Here is an 18,268-nt window from a genome sequence, read left to right on the forward strand (position 1 = left end):
TTCGTTTTCGAATTTCTTCCGACACTTCGGTTCGGGCAGGCTTTCAGCGGTAATTTCCTTTCAATCCAGGTTCCTTAAAGGTGAAAAGCTATGAAAAACAGAGTTAAAAAACAAGCTGTAAAAAGTGCAGAAGCACTGTCCTATTCAAAAGTACGCAGAGCTTTTATTGTCTGCCTTTTTCTGGGCATTTTGTGTTTTTTGCTTCAAAACGCATTTCTTGCCTATACGAATATGAAGCAAACCGTAAAGACCATACAGCAGAGTGTTTCTGCCCAGATTTCGGAAAAAGTAAATGAATCTCTGAAGCTTCTGGAATCCCTTGCGTCACTTGATCTTTTTTATGAACCGGACACTCCCTGGGAAGAAAAAGTTGCGGTGCTGGATAAAATAAATGAATTTTATGGATATATGTTTATTTGTTTTGTCGATCAGGATATCGTTGTATATACCCTGGGCGAGGAACCGGCAAGCCTGGCAAGCCGTGAACATATGCAAAAGGTTTACGCTTCCAAGCAGCCCTATGTTACAGACAGCTTCGTAGCAGGCGCCGACGGCAAAACCCTGAATTATACCGTCATCGTCCCGCTGCTCAAAGACGGCGTCATGACGGGCAGCCTGTTTGCCACAATCGTTTTGGATGATATTTCCGGTCTTTTAAACGAAATTACATCCACCACAAAAGCAGAAGCGGTTTTGATCAGTTCAAAAGGGCTGGTCATGTGTTCCACAAACAATTTGACCTATGGCACATCTATCCTTGACATCCTGAGCAATTACAAGCTGCTGCATACGACTGCCAATCAGTTAGAGGAACAGATGCTGAACAGACATTTTGGTTCATTCCAAAGCTATAACGGTTTCGGACTTATCTATACGGAATACGGCCCGGTGGAGAATTCCAACTGGGATATTCTGGTAACCGTCAATTTCTGGCCGGTATTCCTTTCCATGCTGCCATCCGCAGGTTTTGCTGTTTTGGGAATGCTTTTGATCATGGCGGCACTGTATTATTTCGTAAACCGCCATGCCAGACTGCAGTCCCAAACCATAGAGAACATGGTCAAATCTGTTCAGCAGATTAAAAGAAAGGTCTATCAGGGCAATGACCCTTCAGAACAAATTGATTATGAAAATATTATCCAGCTGTCCAGCAAGGGATTAAATGATGACCTGACAGGAACCTTCACCCGGGTTATTTTCCTCGATCGGGCGGAAGCGATGCTGAAGGATAAACAGGATGAACAGATATTGGCTCTCTGTTTTATTGATCTGGATAATCTGAAAACACTAAACGATACGAACGGCCACTCGGCCGGTGACATGGCCCTGAAAAAAATAGGCAGCATTGTGCGGGAATACGGTGTGAAATATGACGGGATTGCTGGACGTTACGGCGGCGATGAATTCATTTTGATTTTACGGGATATCGATAACCATGATGAGTTGAATACCGTCCTCAAAGAGTTGGTTGACAGATTGAAATTTATTATATACTGCGAAGATAAGGAGATTGAAATCCATTGCAGTATCGGCGCCAGCATATGGCATAAGGGGCTTACCCTGGAGACGCTGATTTCCAATGCGGACAAGGCCCTGTACAATGTAAAATGTCACGGAAAGGCTAATTATTCACTTTTTTTGAATGGTGGGCACGATGAAATATAAGATAAAGCAGGGCATGATTTTCGGTATACTGTTTCTTATCCTGACAGGCGCAATACTTATTCTGGCTGAAGCCTTTAAAAACGCCATTACCGCCGAGCGTATGGCGGCGGCCCGGACGGTAGAAGCAGGCTTTAACAGAGGCCTTGATGAAACCTTCGGGAACTTAAACCATGCGGTGAAATTATCCTATTCCATTGATTTCGAGGATACCGGCAGCCTGACGCTTTTTCATAAAAAGGTGCAGGAGCTTATGGAGGAAAATGAACATATTTCCTATGTTGCCTACTTTAAAGAAGATACGCTGGATTACATTTATCCGGCAGATAAATTCCGTTCTTTAATCGGGAAAAACATGGCTGATTTTACATACAGCATCACTTTGGCAAAAGTCGTTAAAACGCCTGTTGTGGAAGGTCCCGCAAATCTGCTCGACGAAAACGGCGATGTATTCCTTTTTATGCAGCCGCTCTATAACGGCACATATTTTATTGGGGAAATTGTAGTTGCCATGGACAGCGGCTATGTACTCTCCTCTTTGGGCCTGGATGAATTAGAGAATGGCAATTATGACTATGAGCTCTGGCGTGTGGATTTTCTCGGACACAGCAAGACAGTCATAGCCACTTCAGATACCACGGTAGATTATTCCGACGCTGTCAAACATGAATTCAGCCTTCCCGCCACATGGAATATCAGTATTTTACCAAAGGGCGGCTGGATTACATCCTCCGAAGATGTTTTTATTAATACCGTATTCCTTTCCCTTGGACTCGTCCTGCTGGGTATATTGATTTTACTGTATCGTATCCTCCGGCTGCAGAAGAAATTACAGATTGCCAAATATACAAATGCAGACAGCGGGCTCTTTACCATGGAAGGCTTTCTGCTCTTTACGAATAACCGCTTAACTAAAAATCCCGATTCCCATCTGTGCATCCTGGAGCTGCAGCTGGGAAATTTCCGCAGGTTTACAAAAAATATGGATCGGGAGGAACTCGTAACGTATTTAATGCAGTTAAGGCAGAATATAACGGATTGCTTCCCTGATGACACAGTCGCGGCAAGAATCAATGACGATAGTTTTATTCTCGCAATTTTTATGGACGGCCAGCAATTGGAACGATCCATTGAAGATTTTATCCTGCAGTTATATTGGAAAAGGAAAATTGATGATCAGAAAATCTTTATCACCCCGCGTTACCGCACGGTTACATACCCGAAAGACGGCAGGGATGCGCTTTCCCTTGTAAAAGCGGTAATCAGGCAGTTTGAAACAAAGCCTGAAAAATAAAGTACCAGAAAAAGGCATAAGTGATTTTCCAGTCACTTATGCCCTTCCTCTATCTATTCCTCTGTCTCCGCTTCAGCCTCTTCCCGGTAATACAGCCGTACGGCAGATACATTCCGGCGGAAAGTATGGAAATTGCCCCATGCCGTCGGGCCTGCTTCAAAGAATTCCCGTGCCGCGTCCATCACTGCTGGTAAATCCCAAGCGATGAAATCCAGATAGCCGCAGTACAGGCCGCTGGCTCCGCCCAGGAAGGTGACCGCGTCCTCTCCCGCTTTTTCCAGCACCGCTTCTTCCAGGGCATCCCGGAAATCCAGCATATTTTTCGCCCGCTCTTCGCCTGTAAAGTCATCTGTAGGATAGCAGAAAAAGCCGGGCACCGCGCCGTCCTTATGAAAAGCATCCATCACACTGCTTTCATTGTTCAGGTACTCATTCAGAAGCGGGATACAGCGGGTAGCCCCGGCAAACACATCCAGCCGCCAGTCTGATTCCGGATCATCACTGGGCTCCAGTTCATAGGCGGAGTAGCAGTTTTCCAGATAACTGTCCGCATCTTTGTAAACAGTTATCCCCATATTTTCCATTTCCCCGGGTAAATCTGTCAGTATTATGGATTGTTCTTCCTTAGGCTCCTTCAAAACTTCAAAACCATAAATATGGGCGATTGCGGGGATTTCACCCAGAACCTGATCGGTAAGGGTATACAGCATCCACCATGCCATCTCCTCTTTCTCTTTAAGCAGCGGAAGCAGCTTTTCACAATATAGGGCCAGGCTGACATTCTGCTCGTCCTTCTTTTCCGCCCATACCTGTACCTCATCATCCGATACTTCCCATCCGTCACGGTGCAGGCCGAAGCCATGGCCGGGCTGACGTCCTACCCAGATATTCCAGTATTCCAAAACAGGCTCCGGCACATGACGCCGGAAATAAACCAGTTCAAACAGCCTGGCCCTATCTCCCTCCGGGGTTAGGATTAACTCATATTTTGTCCCGTTAAAGCCCAGTTCAAAAGCGATATCCTTAAAAGCAAGATGCAGGATGTCACCGCATTTTTTGAGAATCCGGTTTCCTCCCTGCTCCTGATCCTTCTGATCCATCAGGCTGCGCAGCTCTGCCTCTTCCTTTACAAAGGCGGCCCAGGCCTCCTCCGTCCTTTCCCGAAAGCTTTTGTCAAAATGGGGACAGGCCAGGCAGCTGCGGCATGCCTTAATCATCTCCATAGTATCCTCGTCACCGGGCCTGGCTTCCAGTGCATTCTCAAAATAATGCAGGGCCAGCCCCTCCTGATCCAGGTAATAATAAGCGTAGGCTATCCGGAAATTCCAGCAGTGATCTCCCTCAAAATATTCCTCATAAGGTTTTAGCAGACTGACGGACTTTTCAAAATATTCCTTGTCCCCCACATCGGCCGCATTATTATAAGCACGGGCCAGTTCACTGGCAAGCTCCGGGGTAAGTTCCGATTCCGGGATAGCTTCAATCGCGTCTATAATCTTCTGGTATTCATCATTTTCGTTCCAAATCCGGCATTGTTCCAATAAATCCATATGGATTTCCTCCTTACATTTTCAGGCTCCGGCCTCTCGTCAAATCGAAGTGTACAATCTTGTAAAACTATCTTCTCACATTTGCTTGCCATGAGTCAACCTCTTTCATGGAGGATCCGCATACTTCTGCCGCATGCTCCGCAGTAAATCGTCATCACTAATTTACCGGTATGCCGTTCAGCGCATTCATCAATTTTTCCGAAAAGTAATCACCGCACCGCCGCTTCCCAATGCTGCCGAAAGTCCTTCCGGATTTTCCACCCTTCCGAGACTTGTATAGCTGTAACCGGTTGAAAAGCTGTCATAAAACAGCACAAGACAATTCGCTCCATAAAGCATAAAATCCCCGTTCCGTATGTCTCCCACAGGTTCCGCCATTGCCGGTAAATCGCTGTCCAGATAAAAATATTTCTCATTTCCATTCAGCTCACTCATATCTAATGTAAGCGGAAGCATCTCCGCAAAAGCGGCCGCAGCATCGTTATCATAGAGGATTATCGTAAAGCTTTCGTTTCCTATCTGCACATTTACTCTGTCTGTATTCCTTATATCCGTTTCCTCTCTGTCCCGGTTTTCATTCAGCGCTGTCGATTTTACCGATTCAGCTGCTGTACTTCGGGCCTCGTCCATAACCAGAACTTCGTCCGCGCTGACATCCGCAGCGCCACTTCCCGTCGCGGAAGAGGTACTGCAGGCAGACAAAAACAGGAGAAACGCGCACACAACTGCTATCACTTTTCTCATCCTATTTCCCGTTTCTTTCCGTATATACGCTTTATCAGCATTGTTTTACAGCCCAGTTCTCATACGCTGCCACACCTTTTTTCAGCCGGTTAAGCCCCTCAGTGAGCCGTTCCCTGGGACAGGCAAGATTCATGCGCAGGAATCGTATTCCGTTTCCTCTGTATGAAATTCCGGCAGAAAGATAAAGCCCCGTCTCCCGGCGCAGAAACTGTCCCAGTTCCGCCGCATCTCCCAGCACTCCCGTACAGTCCAGCCACAGCAGGTAGGTTGCCTTTGAATCCACCGGTTTTACCTGCGGCAGTTCCTTCTGTAAAAAGGCTGCTGCGTACCTTCTGTTTTCAGCCAGATATTCCCGCAGGGCATCCAGCCATTCCTCCCCTTCTCCAAAGGCGGCAGCCACACTGTCCACGGCAAAGGAATTCGGTTCCGCAATCTCATCCGCATTTAACCCCCGGAGCATAATATTCCGGATCCTCTCATCCGGTATTACCACAGCGGCCGTCTGAAGTCCCGCCATATTAAAGGCTTTCGTCGCGGAAATGCAGGTAATGCTGCTGTCCCGGCAGCTTTCGGAGACAGCGGCAAAGGGGGCATAATCGCTGCCGGGTACCGTCAGGTCACAATGGATTTCATCCGCCAGCACTGTCACGTGATATCTGCGGCAGAGTTCACCGATACGCTCCAAATCCTGCCTGCTCCATATATTCCCCGTAGGGTTATGCGGATTGCAGAGTATCATCAAGGTCGTGAAAGGATCCGCCAGCTTCTGTTCCAGATCGGCAAAATTAATGCTGTATTCTCCTCCTTCATATTTCAGCCTGTTTTCCAGTACATGGCGGCCATGATTTTCGATGGAATGGAAAAAAATATCGTAAACCGGCGTCTGTAACACCACGTTATCCCCAACATTCGTCATCCGTTTTACGGCACAGGTCACCGCGGGGACAACGCCGGTACAGAAAATAAGCCATTCCTTCTGCATCCGGAAGCCATGCCTCTTGTTCCACCAGCTTATAATCGACTGATACCATTCCTCCGTCACTATGGAATAGCCAAATATACCGCTCTGTAATTTATGCCGAAGCGCATCCAGCACAGCCGGAGCCGTCTGAAAATCCATGTCGGCCACCCACATGGGAAGCTCTGCCTCTGCAGCATCCCATTTCAGGGAGCCTGTATTTCTTCGGTCAGTAATCCGGTCAAAATCAAACTGCATCTCTATCCCTCCTTTTCTGTTTTTTCGTTCATAACTTCTTTTAGTATGAATAAACATCCGCCGCTTCATACATAGAACAGAAGCCCCGGCATGACGATTATGCGCATACACATCCTTCGAATTTTCCATCTTTTTGACAGATTATCCTTGTTTTTCCCGGATCCACCTTATCCTTTTCTATTATCAGTTCCCCAATTTCATCCGTTCGGATGATCCCTCCCGAGGGATTAAGTACACTGTCTATTTTTCCCTGGATTTGCGCGTCCACTGTGGAATATTCAAAAGCCAGAGCAGTATGAATCAGCCTGCAGTTTTTCATGACAAGATTCTCTATATAACACATTCCCTGCAGGCTTTCTATGGTACAGTTAATCAAGGTCAGATTCTTTGCGTTCCAGCCCAGATATTCCCCTGAAATAAAGGAATCATATACCGTCACATTTTCACTGTTCCAGAAAGCGTCCTTGGAAAGCATTTTTGCGTTGTGGATCTCTGCGTTTTTCACCCCGTCAAAGGAATAATTTCCAACCAGCGTAAAATCATGAAGCTCCATATCCCGGCTGTTCATCGCAAAATAATCCCCTTTTGCGGTAACCTGATCCATCACAACCCCTTCACAGTTCCACAGCGTTTCAGCCGCATTGGGCAAATCCACCTTCTGCAGCACCAAACCATGACACCTGCGGAAATTCTTCGGTGCTTCGATGACCGCATTTTTCACCGTGATATTGTCCGTATACCATACTCCCGCACGCGCCATTTCAAGCCAGGTACAATTTTCCGCCAGAATATTTTTGCTGTACCACAGCGGATATTTCCACTGAAACATGCTGCCGAAAAGTTCAATATCATGACTTTCCTTCAGCGGCGATTCCCCGTCCGCAAAAATAGTATCATAAATTTTCAGATTATTTCCCTGGAAAAGTGCACGTTCACCTGTTAAATATTCCTGTCTGATTTCTTTCATGTTTTCTTTTCCTTCTTTCCTTATAATTTTTCAGAGACAATGTGTAAGCAGCCGATAAGGCAAGAGCCGTTAGAAATATTCTAACCTGCGTAAATAATATGCTTCTGATATAAAAGCAAGCACTGTCTGAACGAATTTCGGTGCAGCTTTAACTGTTTTTATCATAGCAGGCACGCATACAGATAGCAAATACTTATATTTGATGTATTTATATAGCTATTTCCTATGCATATATCAAATACATAGAAATTTCCACTCTTATTTCCTTTTCTCATAATATAAAAAAGAGGATGTTCCAAAAGCAGCGATTTACCTATCCGCCCGCTTCGGAATATCCTCTTTATGAAACACTATATCTTCGGAACAGAGCCATTCTCCGTCCCATCATCCGCTCACATACACTGCTGTCATTGAAAATTCCTGTCGATAAAATCTATGTAAGGCTTTTTCCTGACTTCCTCTTTATTGCTTTTATACCATTCATAGGATTCCTTCAAGCCACAGTATAAATCCTTCTGCTCCGGCATAATTTCATTCTGCAGCGACACATCCAGAAGATATTCGTAATTGTGGAAGCTGAAATAATCACGCTGATTAGGGTGATCCTTAACAAACACTTTTTCCAAAGGCGCACCTGCAGCCCGATAACACAATTCTGCAAAGGTGTTGATGGAGACAGGCCGAGTATTGCCGACATTGAAGATATGGTTATCCGGATGCTGTTTTAAAATGATGTAAATGAATCTGCACAAATCCTCAACATGAAAAAACAGCAGTTTCATTTCTCCGTCTCCGGGAATATAAAACTTACGTTTTAATTCGGCACACTCAAACACGAAGGGTTCACGATACAAATTCTGCATAGGGCCATATAAATATGGCGGCCTTATCACATATGCATTGGGGTATCTTGAAGTAAGGCAGACTTCTGCACCCACCTTGCCGGAGCTGTAATCCCCCCAGATGCTGTTTTTTCCTATTGGCTGCCGTTCATTAAATGGCTGGGGCAGTGTTTCAGGATAAACGGCGGATGAACTGATTAATACATAATCATCAAACTTTATTCCCGCATCAAGCAGATTGTTAATATCGGCTTCCTTATATGCGCAGACATCAATCACGGCATCAAAATACATTCCGTTCAAGGTGCTGCCAAGCGAATTTCTGTCTGCTTTTATTAAATTAACGCCTTCCGCCTGCGGCCTTGTCCCTCTGTTCAATACATAAACCTCATGTCCCCTGCCTGCGAAATATGATGCCGTAAATTTACTGACAAATACCGTTCCTCCTGTGATGAGTAATTTCATTTTATTTTGCGCCTTCCTGTTATAATAATCCCCTGCCGGGTGTAACAGTGCAATTTTATCATATCCCTGTCGGGCTTTCCATGTAAAAATACAGATTCCTGTCTGCCGCCTCAACAGTTCACCCCTTCTCTTCATCCGCAATTCCCGAATAAAACGGATAATTTATAAATGCATCCCGGCATTATCTATGGTAAACTGATTTTATCCATAAAAATATCGAAGGCGGCGGCGCTTCTTTCTCCGATCCGGGTATGGCGCGCCAAACATGCAGTACAATAAGGAGAGAACAAATGGAATTACGGGTACTTCAGTATTTTCTTGCAATTGCAAGGGAACAAAGCATTATACGGGCTGCCGAATCCCTGCATCTGTCCCAGCCCACACTTTCCACACAGATAAAAAACCTGGAGGAAGAGCTGGGTAAGCAGCTTCTGATCCGGGGCACAAAGGGTTCCCGGAAAGTGACCCTGACCGAGGAAGGCATGATATTAAGAAAACGGGCAGAGGAAATTTTAGATTTGGTAAAAAAGACGGAAAAAGAAGTAACCCTTACCAATGATATCGTTATGGGAGATATCTATATCGGAACCGGTGAAACCGACAGCGTACGTCTTATCGCACGGGCCGCTAAAAAGCTGCAGGAAGCCTGTCCCGGAATCCGTTACCATATATCCAGCGGAAACGCCCCTTTTGTTTTGGAGCAGCTGGACAAAGGCCTGCTTGATTTCGGCATTGTATTCGGAACAGTAGACCTTGTTAAATATAATGCCCTGAAAATGCCTGCAGCAGACCTGTGGGGCGTACTGATGCGGAAGGATTCTCCTCTTGCCTCAAAAGAAACAATCGGGCCGGAAGATTTATGGGAAGAACCTCTGATCCTGTCACAGCAGGAAGAACGCGGAGGCCAGTTAACACAGTGGCTGAACTGTGAGGCATCGGCGCTGAACATAGCCGCAACCTACAATCTCATTTTCAATGCATCCCTGCTGGTTGAAGAAGGCCTGGGATATGCCATCGGGCTTGACGGGATAATCAACACCACCGGAAACAGCACTCTCTGTTTCAGGCCCTTAGCCCCAAAACTGGAGAATGAAATGAGCATCATTTGGAAAAAGTACCAGCTGTTTTCCAAACCTGCCGGAAAATTTATAGATGTCCTGAAGGAATTTCTGGAGACCCCGGCGGAGTGAGTTAATTTTCATAGCGGAATCCCGTTTCCTCATATTCCGTTTCCGGAGGTTTTCCGTTTTTTCCAATTCTCCTGTACAGCAGTATTCCGAACGGAATGGAGATCGCTTCCGCTACGGCAAATGACAGCCATACCAAATGAAGCTGTTTCAGCCATGCCCCCAGCAAAAGCAGCGGGGCCAAAAGGATTGCCTGTCTCGAAAATGCAAGATACATGCTGTAGCTTCCGTTTCCGAAGCCCTGGAACACCGCTGCGAATATTATACCGATGGTTCCGATATAAAAGCTCAGAGACATGAACCGGACTGCCGGAATCCCGATCCGCAGCATCTGTTCCGACGCATCAAACAGCAGAAGTATCTTATCCGGTATCAGTTCCATCAATACCAGAACGGCTGACATAATAATAAATGCATACAGGAACGCACATTTTATGGTTTCCCGAATCCGCCCTTCCTTTTTCGCGCCATAGTTATATGCAATAATCGGTATCAATGCATTATTCATTCCATGAACAGCGATCTGCGCTATATTCTGCACCTTTATGAGAATTCCGTAAACGGCAACGGCCGTCGATGAGAACTGATACAATATGGTATTAATAAAAATTCCCATGACGGACATGATTCCCTGCATAATAGCCGTTGGTATTCCCACTTTCAGGATATTCACCACATATTTGCCTGAAATATGTATCGTAAAATGTATGGGTATTTCCTTATTCCTCTTTATATTCAGCCAGATTCCCAGAAGCCCTCCTGCAATCTGTCCCGTAACCGTTGCTATGGCGGCCCCTGCGGTACCCAGGGCAGGAAAACCGAAATACCCGAATATCAGTATCGGATCCAGGATCAGATTCACTATAGATGCGGTTCCAAGCGTCGCAAGAAAAAGTGTTGACTTTCCTGTGGCAATGAGCAGCCGGTCAAAAACCCACTGTATCATCTGACCAAAGGAAAAGAGCATACATATACGGATATAAACACTGCCGTATTCAGCAATTGTCTCATTTCCGCCCGCCTGCCACGCAAAATACGGCTTTGCCGCCAGCAGGCAGACAGCTGCATTAATCAGATACGCCCCAAAAGCCATAACAATGGCTGCTGATGTTGTCTTTTTTACTTCTTCCTGTTTCTTTTCGCCCAGAGCCTTTGATACCATTGCATTCAGGCCTACGGCAAGCCCGCAGCCCAAAGCAATCATAATCATCTGTAAAGGTGCGGCAAGCGCTATTCCCGTCAGCGCCTCTTCACTGACCCTGGAAACAAAGATACTGTCCACAAGGTTATAAAGATTATTCACCAATAAGGATATAATCAGGGGAATAGATGTCTTAATGATTAATTGCGGAATGGGCATAGTACCCATCAGATTTTCCTGCTGCATGTTCTACCTCTGCTTTTTATTTCAGGACACTTTATATGATTCCATTAACAATTCCGTCGGTGAGCAGGGAATACGGGATAATAAACAGTAAATACATTCGGCTGCCCTTTTCCTTTTTTAATTTAACATGGTTCATTACTAGCAGCAAATTCTTATATTTAATATATATCCATAACTTTTTTCTATTGAAGTTTCCGGTATCAGCAATAGCTTTTTCCATCTGTAATACATTGTAATTTTACATTGCCTGCCGCCAATACACCGCCTCTCTTTATTCCGCAGTAATATCCAGTCCAAGACTATTTACCCATTCTATAATTTCCTCACGGGAACTGCTGCCGGAAAACTGTTATCTTTTGATAATCCTGTAACTCTGGAAAGTTCAGATACGGATACACTTCATGATTCTTCGGATAACTTTTCTTTTTATAAAAGAAAACAGGTATTTCATATACTCCTGGAACATCTTTCGATTATCTTCTTGTCAAATATCTAAAAAAATAAATTGGGGGCATTTAAATCAGATTTTCCTATCTGTCTTTTTAACAGTGATGAAAAATCCTCTTCTTGATCCTCCTCCATTTTTAGAATATTCTGAAGTTCTGAATTCTCCGCATAACAAAACCAGGTACTTTAATGGAAACAAGTACCTGGTTCATCTTTCTTCCCTGTTTTTCACTGATTTTGCATCTTTAGCGTTCAACCCATTTCCACATTTTCTGCTCATTAATGTACTCTATCATGTCTTTATCACTCTCGATCACTGACAATATTTATCTTCTAAAGTGCCATTTAAAGTTCCATCTGGCACTTTAAGCGACATATTAAAGTAAGCTTTTCACCATATTCTTAAATGCCAATATTTACTCATCTTCTTCTAATAAAGGCATATTAATCAATTCCTGCAATTTATTCTGCAATACATTCTTATCCGGCAATTGGAGTTGATACTCTGCAACCATCATTGGAGACAATGTTCTGCTCATAGCATACTCAACCACTTCATCATCTTTAGATGCACATAATATCATTCCGACACTCGGATTCTCATTTTCCTTTTTCTTCTGTCGATCAAGCGCTTCCAGATAAAAATCCATTTTCGATATATATTCTGGCTTAAATTTCCCAATTTTCAATTCAAACGCCACAAGACACTGTAATCCCCGATGAAAGAACAGCAGATCGATCTTATAATCTTCACCGCCAACCTGAACTCGGAATTCTTCATCAATGAACGTAAAATCCCTGCCAACCTCCAGAATAAAATCCTTCATATTTCTAATCAGGCCCTTTCTTAAATCAGGTTCCTTAAAATTAGATGGCAAATCCAGAAATTCTATCACATAAGAATCCAGAAAAGGATTTTCTTTTAATCCTTTTATCGGCTCAGGTAACAGTTTTTCCTTGGATAACATATATCGTTCATAATATCCACTGTCAATCTGGCGTGATAGTTCTCGGGCCGAATAATTTTCTTTTATACAAAGCATTATATAAAAATGACGCTCTTCGGATGTTTTCGCTTTTGAAATTATAGCTAGATGGTTTGACCAGCTTATTTGTGACAACAGTGTTGTCACAAATTCATCATCTACATAAGTTTCATAAAATTTTTTCATACGATAGAGACCACGCCTGTTAAATCCTTTAATTCCAGGAAAAGCATTTTGAACCTCTTCTGCGACTGTATCTATATAAGCATCCCCAAATGATACTTTCGTGGATTCCGTACTCAGGTATTCTCCCACTTTCCAATACATCTGAATCAACTCTTCATTAACTTTTTTCAGCGCATTCTGCCTTGATTGAATAATAATCTGGATGAGATTACCTGCTGCTGAGATTTCATTTTTTATCAAAATCTACCACCTTTCAAATTTGTGTCAACACTGTTGTCACAAATCATACAAAGTCAAAACTTATCCACTTAATCCTATTTGTTCTATATCCCTGCTGATAACACCCCATAGAGCCATGATTTAAAAGCATATTTTCAATCACAAACGGAGACATGGGAAAATATTTTGTTATATATCTTCTGTCATTCTGTTGAATACCTGCGGCATAAGTATTCACTCCAAAAAGAGTGTACTCCAACTGATATCATGTATAAACCAATCACCTGTCATAAGACTCTCCTATTTGAAAACAAAGCATTGCTTATTTAGTTCACTTAAATTGTATTATAACGTATATTTTTAAAATTATCTATTACTATTGCTCAAAAAAGCATGATTCGTCCCCGACTCATACCTATTCCTAAAAAATATATTCAACTCTTTCTAATCTAACCACCACTTGAAACACAGTTAATTCAACTATCTCATTGACATATTTTCGCCGTTATGATATTTTTCAAATTAGCAGCAATATGCAAAGGAGATGCCATGTATAAACAACTTATTTTTGAGAATGAAGTATTGACTGCATACACCCATCACCTCATGGCTCCGGAACACGTCCACGTAAACTGTGAGTTTGTTCTGGTCACTAACGGCACAGCGGTCAATACGGTAGACGGTGTCTCTGAAACCATTGTCAACGGGGATGTTTTTTTCCTTAATCATCTTCCCCTGCACAGCATTACCGACCTGAGCAAGGATCATGAGCATATAGATTTATACATCACCCGTGAGCAGCTCAGACAGATCTGCCTTAATTTATTCAACGAAGAATTATATGATTTTTTAATGAAAGATGCCTCTGAAAAAAAATGTAATCTCAGCTATGATGAATTCACTGTAATTGTGAAAAAGGCACGTAAGCTGGAAGTAAATTACATCCTCGCTAAAAATGACGACATGCGGGAAACCTACAAGAAATGTGTCCTCTCCGTTATCATTGAGATATTAGGCGTCTTTTTCGAGAACCTTTATTCCCGGCAGATCAATTGTCCCGCCTGGCTTGAGGCCTTTTTACAGGAAACCCAGCGCCCTGAAATATTTTCCATGTCGGTGAATGATATCATTAATTTATCCTTTTATTCGCATACCTTTTTTTGCCAGACATTTAAAAAATGCTTTCAGCGCAGCTTCAAATCCTATATTGATGAGTTACGCTTTAACCATGCAAAAAACCTGTTAGCCACAACACAATTATCCATCCTGGATATTTCGCTGACCGTGGGCTACAACAGTTCTTCGCATTTCATCCATAAGTTTAAACAGATATCCGGTATCACTCCCCTGCAGTTCAGGAATATCATGCAGCACCGCCAGTCATGAGCTGTACCGTGTTTGTTCAGGCAAAATAATACTGCAGAAATATTTTGCCTGAACAGGATTATTCCTCTTCCGCGTCCTTCTCCGGCTCCCTGATCTTATATGTAATCTCATATTCTCCCGCTGTAAGATAGCAGACGTTTTCCCGTACACATTCAAAAATGGGATTCTTTTTATCCGCAAAAATTTCAGCCGGTGCCAGAGGCAGATAAAGAACAGCCTCACACCCGAACGGGACCGAAAATGCCAGCCGGATATGACATTCATCTTCGAATTTCCAGGCGGATTTCCACAAACCGGATGCAGAATTATACTCACACGCCACCTGTCCCACACGAGGATCCGGTACCGGCGCCAATATTACTTTTTGGAATCCGACAGAATCCTCCGCCTGTCTGATACCCGCCATATACGAATACATCCATTCCACAACGGCTCCATAGGAATAATGATTCAGACTGTTCATCCCTGTGGAAGAGATACTTCCGTCTGCCAAAACACTGTTCCATCTCTCCCAGATAGTCGTGGCTCCCAGCTTAACCTCATACAGCCATCCCGGATAATCCTCATTTAACAAAAGATGATATGCCAGATCGCTCATCCCGGCCTTCGTGAGCTCTTCCAGAAGAATCGGCGTCCCGACAAAGCCTGTCTGCAGCCGGTTTCCATTCGATTCAAAGCTCCTCTTTAAATCAATGTCGGTTCTTTCCCTGTCCTTACTTAACCCATGGCGTAAAGTCAGTAAATAGCCTGTCTGTGTATTGACACAGCTCCGTCCGTTCGGAGAATAATATTCCGCCCTGATTTCCTTTAAAATGTTGTCTGACAAAGCCTCATATTTTTCAGCATCCTCTGTTTTCCCGAGAATACGGGCGGTCTTTGCCGTCAGCTGCGTGCTTAACCGGTAATATACATCGGCAATGAATCCGTCATCCGTCCCGCCTTTCACGCCTTCTGTGCCGCCGTCTCCATCAAGAGCCAGCCAGTCTCCGTAATGTACGGCCCTGCGCCATCCATCTTTTTTCCCTTCTGCTGTTTCATTGACCGACGTCATATAGTCAACCCAGGCCTTCATACTGCCGTAATGCTTTTCCAATATGCCGGTATCTCCATAAAAACGGTACATATTCCAGGGTATGATGGTTGTCGCATCCCCCCAGACAGAGGACGTACTGTCCACATCAAAGGCCGGCACCACATTCGGTACCATCCCCCTGCGGCTTTTTTGCTCGGTTTCCATGTCAAATATATATTTGTAATAGAAAGAATAACAATCCCTGATATAGCATGCCGTAGCGGAAAACACCTGTGCATCTCCGGTCCATCCCATCCGTTCATCCCTTTGCGGGCAGTCTGTGGGCACATCCACAAAATTATCCTTCTGTCCCCATTCCGTATTTAAAATCAGCCGGTTCAATAAAGGATTGCCGGTAACCAGACTCCCTGTTCTCGGAAGCGAAGAATAAACCGCCAGGCCGACAAAATTATCTTTCACGCTATCCGGCATCGGAGTATAGATAACATCCTTTTTTTCTCCTTCCATTACCGCATAAGCTTCTGCCGGATCTTCGCAGAGGGTCTTTTCTATTTTCACATAACGATATCCATAAAATGTAAAATGAGGAGTAATTATCTGCTCCGTACCGTTGGAAATATAAAAATATTCCGATCGCGCCGACCGCAGATTATCCCTGTAAAAGTTTCCCTGCTGCAGTATCTCACCTGTCTGTATGTGTATTACCGTCCCTTCAGGCTCGTTTACACGCAGTGAAAAAATGCCGGTTATATTTTGGCCCAGATCCAGCACCGTTTCACCCGCAGGCGTATGAATCAGGCTTTCAACCGGAAATTCTGTCTTCACCGTTACCGGCGTACTGAGCCTGGCCGTCAACTTTCCCCTGGGCGCTTCCACACAGACTGCGCTGCCCTCCTCTCCGGTTTTTCTTGTATCATCTCTCCATTCCCCATCATAAATTCCGGAGAACACAAGATTGGATGTCCTTACCTTCCAGCTGTCATCCGTTCCGATGATCTGTTCCGAACCGTCCTCATATTCAATACGAAGCTCGGATAACAGTTTAAAACTATCGCCGTAATATCCTTTTTCCCAATTTCCGGCATATCCGAATCTCCCTTTATACCAGCCCGGGCCAAGCATTACGGACAAGGTTCCGCTCTGCTGTATCCTGTCCGTCACATCATAGGTCTGATACTGAATCCAGCTGTTATAATTATTACAGTAAGGCGTCAGCAGCTCTTCACCAATCTTGTTTCCGTCCCACATAGCCTCATACAGCCCGAGGCCCGTTATGTATAACCGTGCACGGCTGACCCTTTTGGCAATCTCTATCTCCTTATAAAATACAGGGCTTTCCTTGCCTTCCGTCAAACAGCCTATCCACTTTCCCTCCCAGTTCTCCCCTTCCTTAGCGCTCTCAAACCAATGCACATCGCTGACAGCCTCCTCATCCGCATCGGTACGGACACATACCGTCCAGTAATACCTTGTCCTCGGCTTCATTTTCATCATAACCGGCGCCGCCAGAGAGCTGATATCCGTCTGATATCCCGTATCTGTAATTCTTTGCTCCATCCTTTCATCCGCTGCAATCAGGATTCTTGCAGATACCATCTTTTTCCCCTCGGCATCCGTGACCTTCCATGAAAAAACCGGATTCTCAAAGTAGTATCCCAAAGGATTTACATAATGATTCGTTTTACATTCTGTTATTTTCATATTTTCCAGCTTTCCCTTACCCTTTTACTGATCCGACCGTCATGCCTTTTACAAAATATTTCTGCGCAAAAGGATAGATAAGCATGATCGGAATGAGTGAAATAAATATCTGCGCGCAGCGGATAGTCCTGTCATCCACAACAGACAGCAGCTTTATCTCATCGATACTCAGCAGACTTAAATCTCTTTTCACAACCACCGTATACAAATAAGAGGCCAGCGGATAACTGGAAGGGAAATTCGAAAATATCAGCCCGTCAAAATAGCTGTTCCATTGTGTTATAAATGAAAATAAAGTCAGTGTCGCAATCGATGGTTTGGCACACGGAACATATACACGGAAGCATGTTGTAAAATGGCTGGCCCCATCTATAATCGCTGCTTCCTCCAATTCTTTGGGTATTCCTCGGAAGAAATTAATCATAAGAACAATATTATATACAGACAGAATGGTGGGAAGTATCAATGCCCATATGGTGTCCATTAAATGAAGATTGGTTATCAGTAAGTACCCGGGAATCAGCCCGCCTGAAAACAGCATGGTAAAGAAAAACAGCCACACATAGACGCCTCTTGCCCGAAGCTGCTCTTTCTCCTTAGACAGCGGATAGGCAATAAGGATTGTAAGAATCATTGACAACGGCACCCCTATTAAAACCCGTTCCACACTCTTTAACAGAGACGTCCAGAATTCCTTTTTTTCAATAACATATTGATAGGCCATTGTCGTAAACTCTACCGGCCATAGTGTAACCTTTCCTGCGGCAACCGCTGTGGCGCTGGAAAAAGACATCGCCAGAATAGTCAGCAGGGGGAGAATACACAGCAACGCCAGTAATGATAAAAACATATAATTGACAACGCTGAAAACTGCACGTCCTTTTTTTATTTTTTTCATATACATACTCCTGCATTTTTATTACTCAAACTTCGCCCATGCCCCTGTCCCCTCCGGCCCCTGTTTTCGGGGCTGACAGCCGGTTTGGATTTTCTTCC

The 18,268-nt window shown here is 44.2% G+C and carries 13 protein-coding genes; 4 read left to right on the top strand and 9 right to left on the bottom strand.

Features of this window, described 5'->3' with window-relative positions:
• Positions 1-90: 90 nt before the first annotated feature.
• Positions 91-1,665, top strand: coding sequence for a GGDEF domain-containing protein (locus tag BLA28_RS09345; protein ID WP_069156886.1), 1,575 nt, complete (start codon positions 91-93; stop codon positions 1,663-1,665).
• Positions 1,655-2,956, top strand: coding sequence for a hypothetical protein (locus tag BLA28_RS09350; RefSeq protein WP_069156885.1), 1,302 nt, complete (start codon positions 1,655-1,657; stop codon positions 2,954-2,956). Before BLA28_RS09345 ends, BLA28_RS09350 begins: the two co-directional genes overlap by 11 nt.
• A gap of 53 nt (positions 2,957-3,009) precedes the next feature.
• Here BLA28_RS09350 and BLA28_RS09355 read toward each other — a convergent pair whose 3' ends face one another.
• The 5 genes from BLA28_RS09355 to BLA28_RS09375 form a co-directional block, all read right to left on the bottom strand.
• Positions 3,010-4,506, bottom strand: coding sequence for a hypothetical protein (locus tag BLA28_RS09355; protein WP_069156884.1), 1,497 nt, complete (start codon positions 4,504-4,506; stop codon positions 3,010-3,012).
• A gap of 189 nt (positions 4,507-4,695) precedes the next feature.
• Positions 4,696-5,250, bottom strand: coding sequence for a cyclophilin-like fold protein (locus tag BLA28_RS09360; protein ID WP_141702905.1), 555 nt, complete (start codon positions 5,248-5,250; stop codon positions 4,696-4,698).
• 34 nt (positions 5,251-5,284) lie between these two features.
• Positions 5,285-6,466 carry a MalY/PatB family protein gene (locus BLA28_RS09365; protein ID WP_069156883.1) on the bottom strand — a complete coding sequence of 394 codons (1,182 nt, stop codon included), beginning with the start codon at positions 6,464-6,466 and terminating at the stop codon, positions 5,285-5,287.
• A 97-nt stretch (positions 6,467-6,563) separates the two neighbouring features.
• Positions 6,564-7,433, bottom strand: coding sequence for a DUF3737 family protein (locus tag BLA28_RS09370; RefSeq protein WP_071699075.1), 870 nt, complete (start codon positions 7,431-7,433; stop codon positions 6,564-6,566).
• Positions 7,434-7,840: 407 nt separating this feature from the next.
• Positions 7,841-8,740 (bottom strand): NAD-dependent epimerase/dehydratase family protein, encoded by a 900-nt coding sequence (locus BLA28_RS09375; protein WP_071699193.1) that lies wholly within the window; start codon positions 8,738-8,740, stop codon positions 7,841-7,843.
• A gap of 290 nt (positions 8,741-9,030) precedes the next feature.
• Between BLA28_RS09375 and BLA28_RS09380 the strand changes: the two genes are divergently transcribed.
• On the top strand, positions 9,031-9,930 hold the full coding sequence (locus tag BLA28_RS09380) for a LysR family transcriptional regulator (protein ID WP_071699076.1): 900 nt from the start codon (positions 9,031-9,033) through the stop codon (positions 9,928-9,930).
• 1 nt (position 9,931) lies between these two features.
• Here the strand turns inward: BLA28_RS09380 and BLA28_RS09385 are convergent, their stop codons facing one another.
• Positions 9,932-11,314: an MATE family efflux transporter gene (locus tag BLA28_RS09385; RefSeq protein WP_071699077.1), complete on the bottom strand. Its 1,383-nt coding sequence runs from the start codon at positions 11,312-11,314 to the stop codon at positions 9,932-9,934.
• Positions 11,315-12,177: 863 nt separating this feature from the next.
• Positions 12,178-13,173 carry a PDDEXK nuclease domain-containing protein gene (locus tag BLA28_RS09395; RefSeq protein ID WP_242880578.1) on the bottom strand — a complete coding sequence of 332 codons (996 nt, stop codon included), beginning with the start codon at positions 13,171-13,173 and terminating at the stop codon, positions 12,178-12,180.
• Between the two features lie 528 nt (positions 13,174-13,701).
• Between BLA28_RS09395 and BLA28_RS09400 the strand changes: the two genes are divergently transcribed.
• Positions 13,702-14,538, top strand: coding sequence for an AraC family transcriptional regulator (locus BLA28_RS09400; protein WP_069156876.1), 837 nt, complete (start codon positions 13,702-13,704; stop codon positions 14,536-14,538).
• 58 nt (positions 14,539-14,596) lie between these two features.
• Here the strand turns inward: BLA28_RS09400 and BLA28_RS09405 are convergent, their stop codons facing one another.
• Both BLA28_RS09405 and BLA28_RS09410 read right to left on the bottom strand, forming a co-directional pair.
• Positions 14,597-17,272, bottom strand: a complete 2,676-nt coding sequence (locus BLA28_RS09405; protein WP_069156875.1) for an alpha-L-rhamnosidase — start codon at positions 17,270-17,272, stop codon at positions 14,597-14,599.
• 16 nt (positions 17,273-17,288) lie between these two features.
• On the bottom strand, positions 17,289-18,170 hold the full coding sequence (locus BLA28_RS09410) for a carbohydrate ABC transporter permease (RefSeq protein WP_016360180.1): 882 nt from the start codon (positions 18,168-18,170) through the stop codon (positions 17,289-17,291).
• Between the last annotated feature and the right edge of the window lie 98 nt (positions 18,171-18,268).

It is taken from the genome of Eisenbergiella tayi (assembly GCF_001881565.1).
Lineage (GTDB): Bacteria > Bacillota > Clostridia > Lachnospirales > Lachnospiraceae > Eisenbergiella > Eisenbergiella tayi.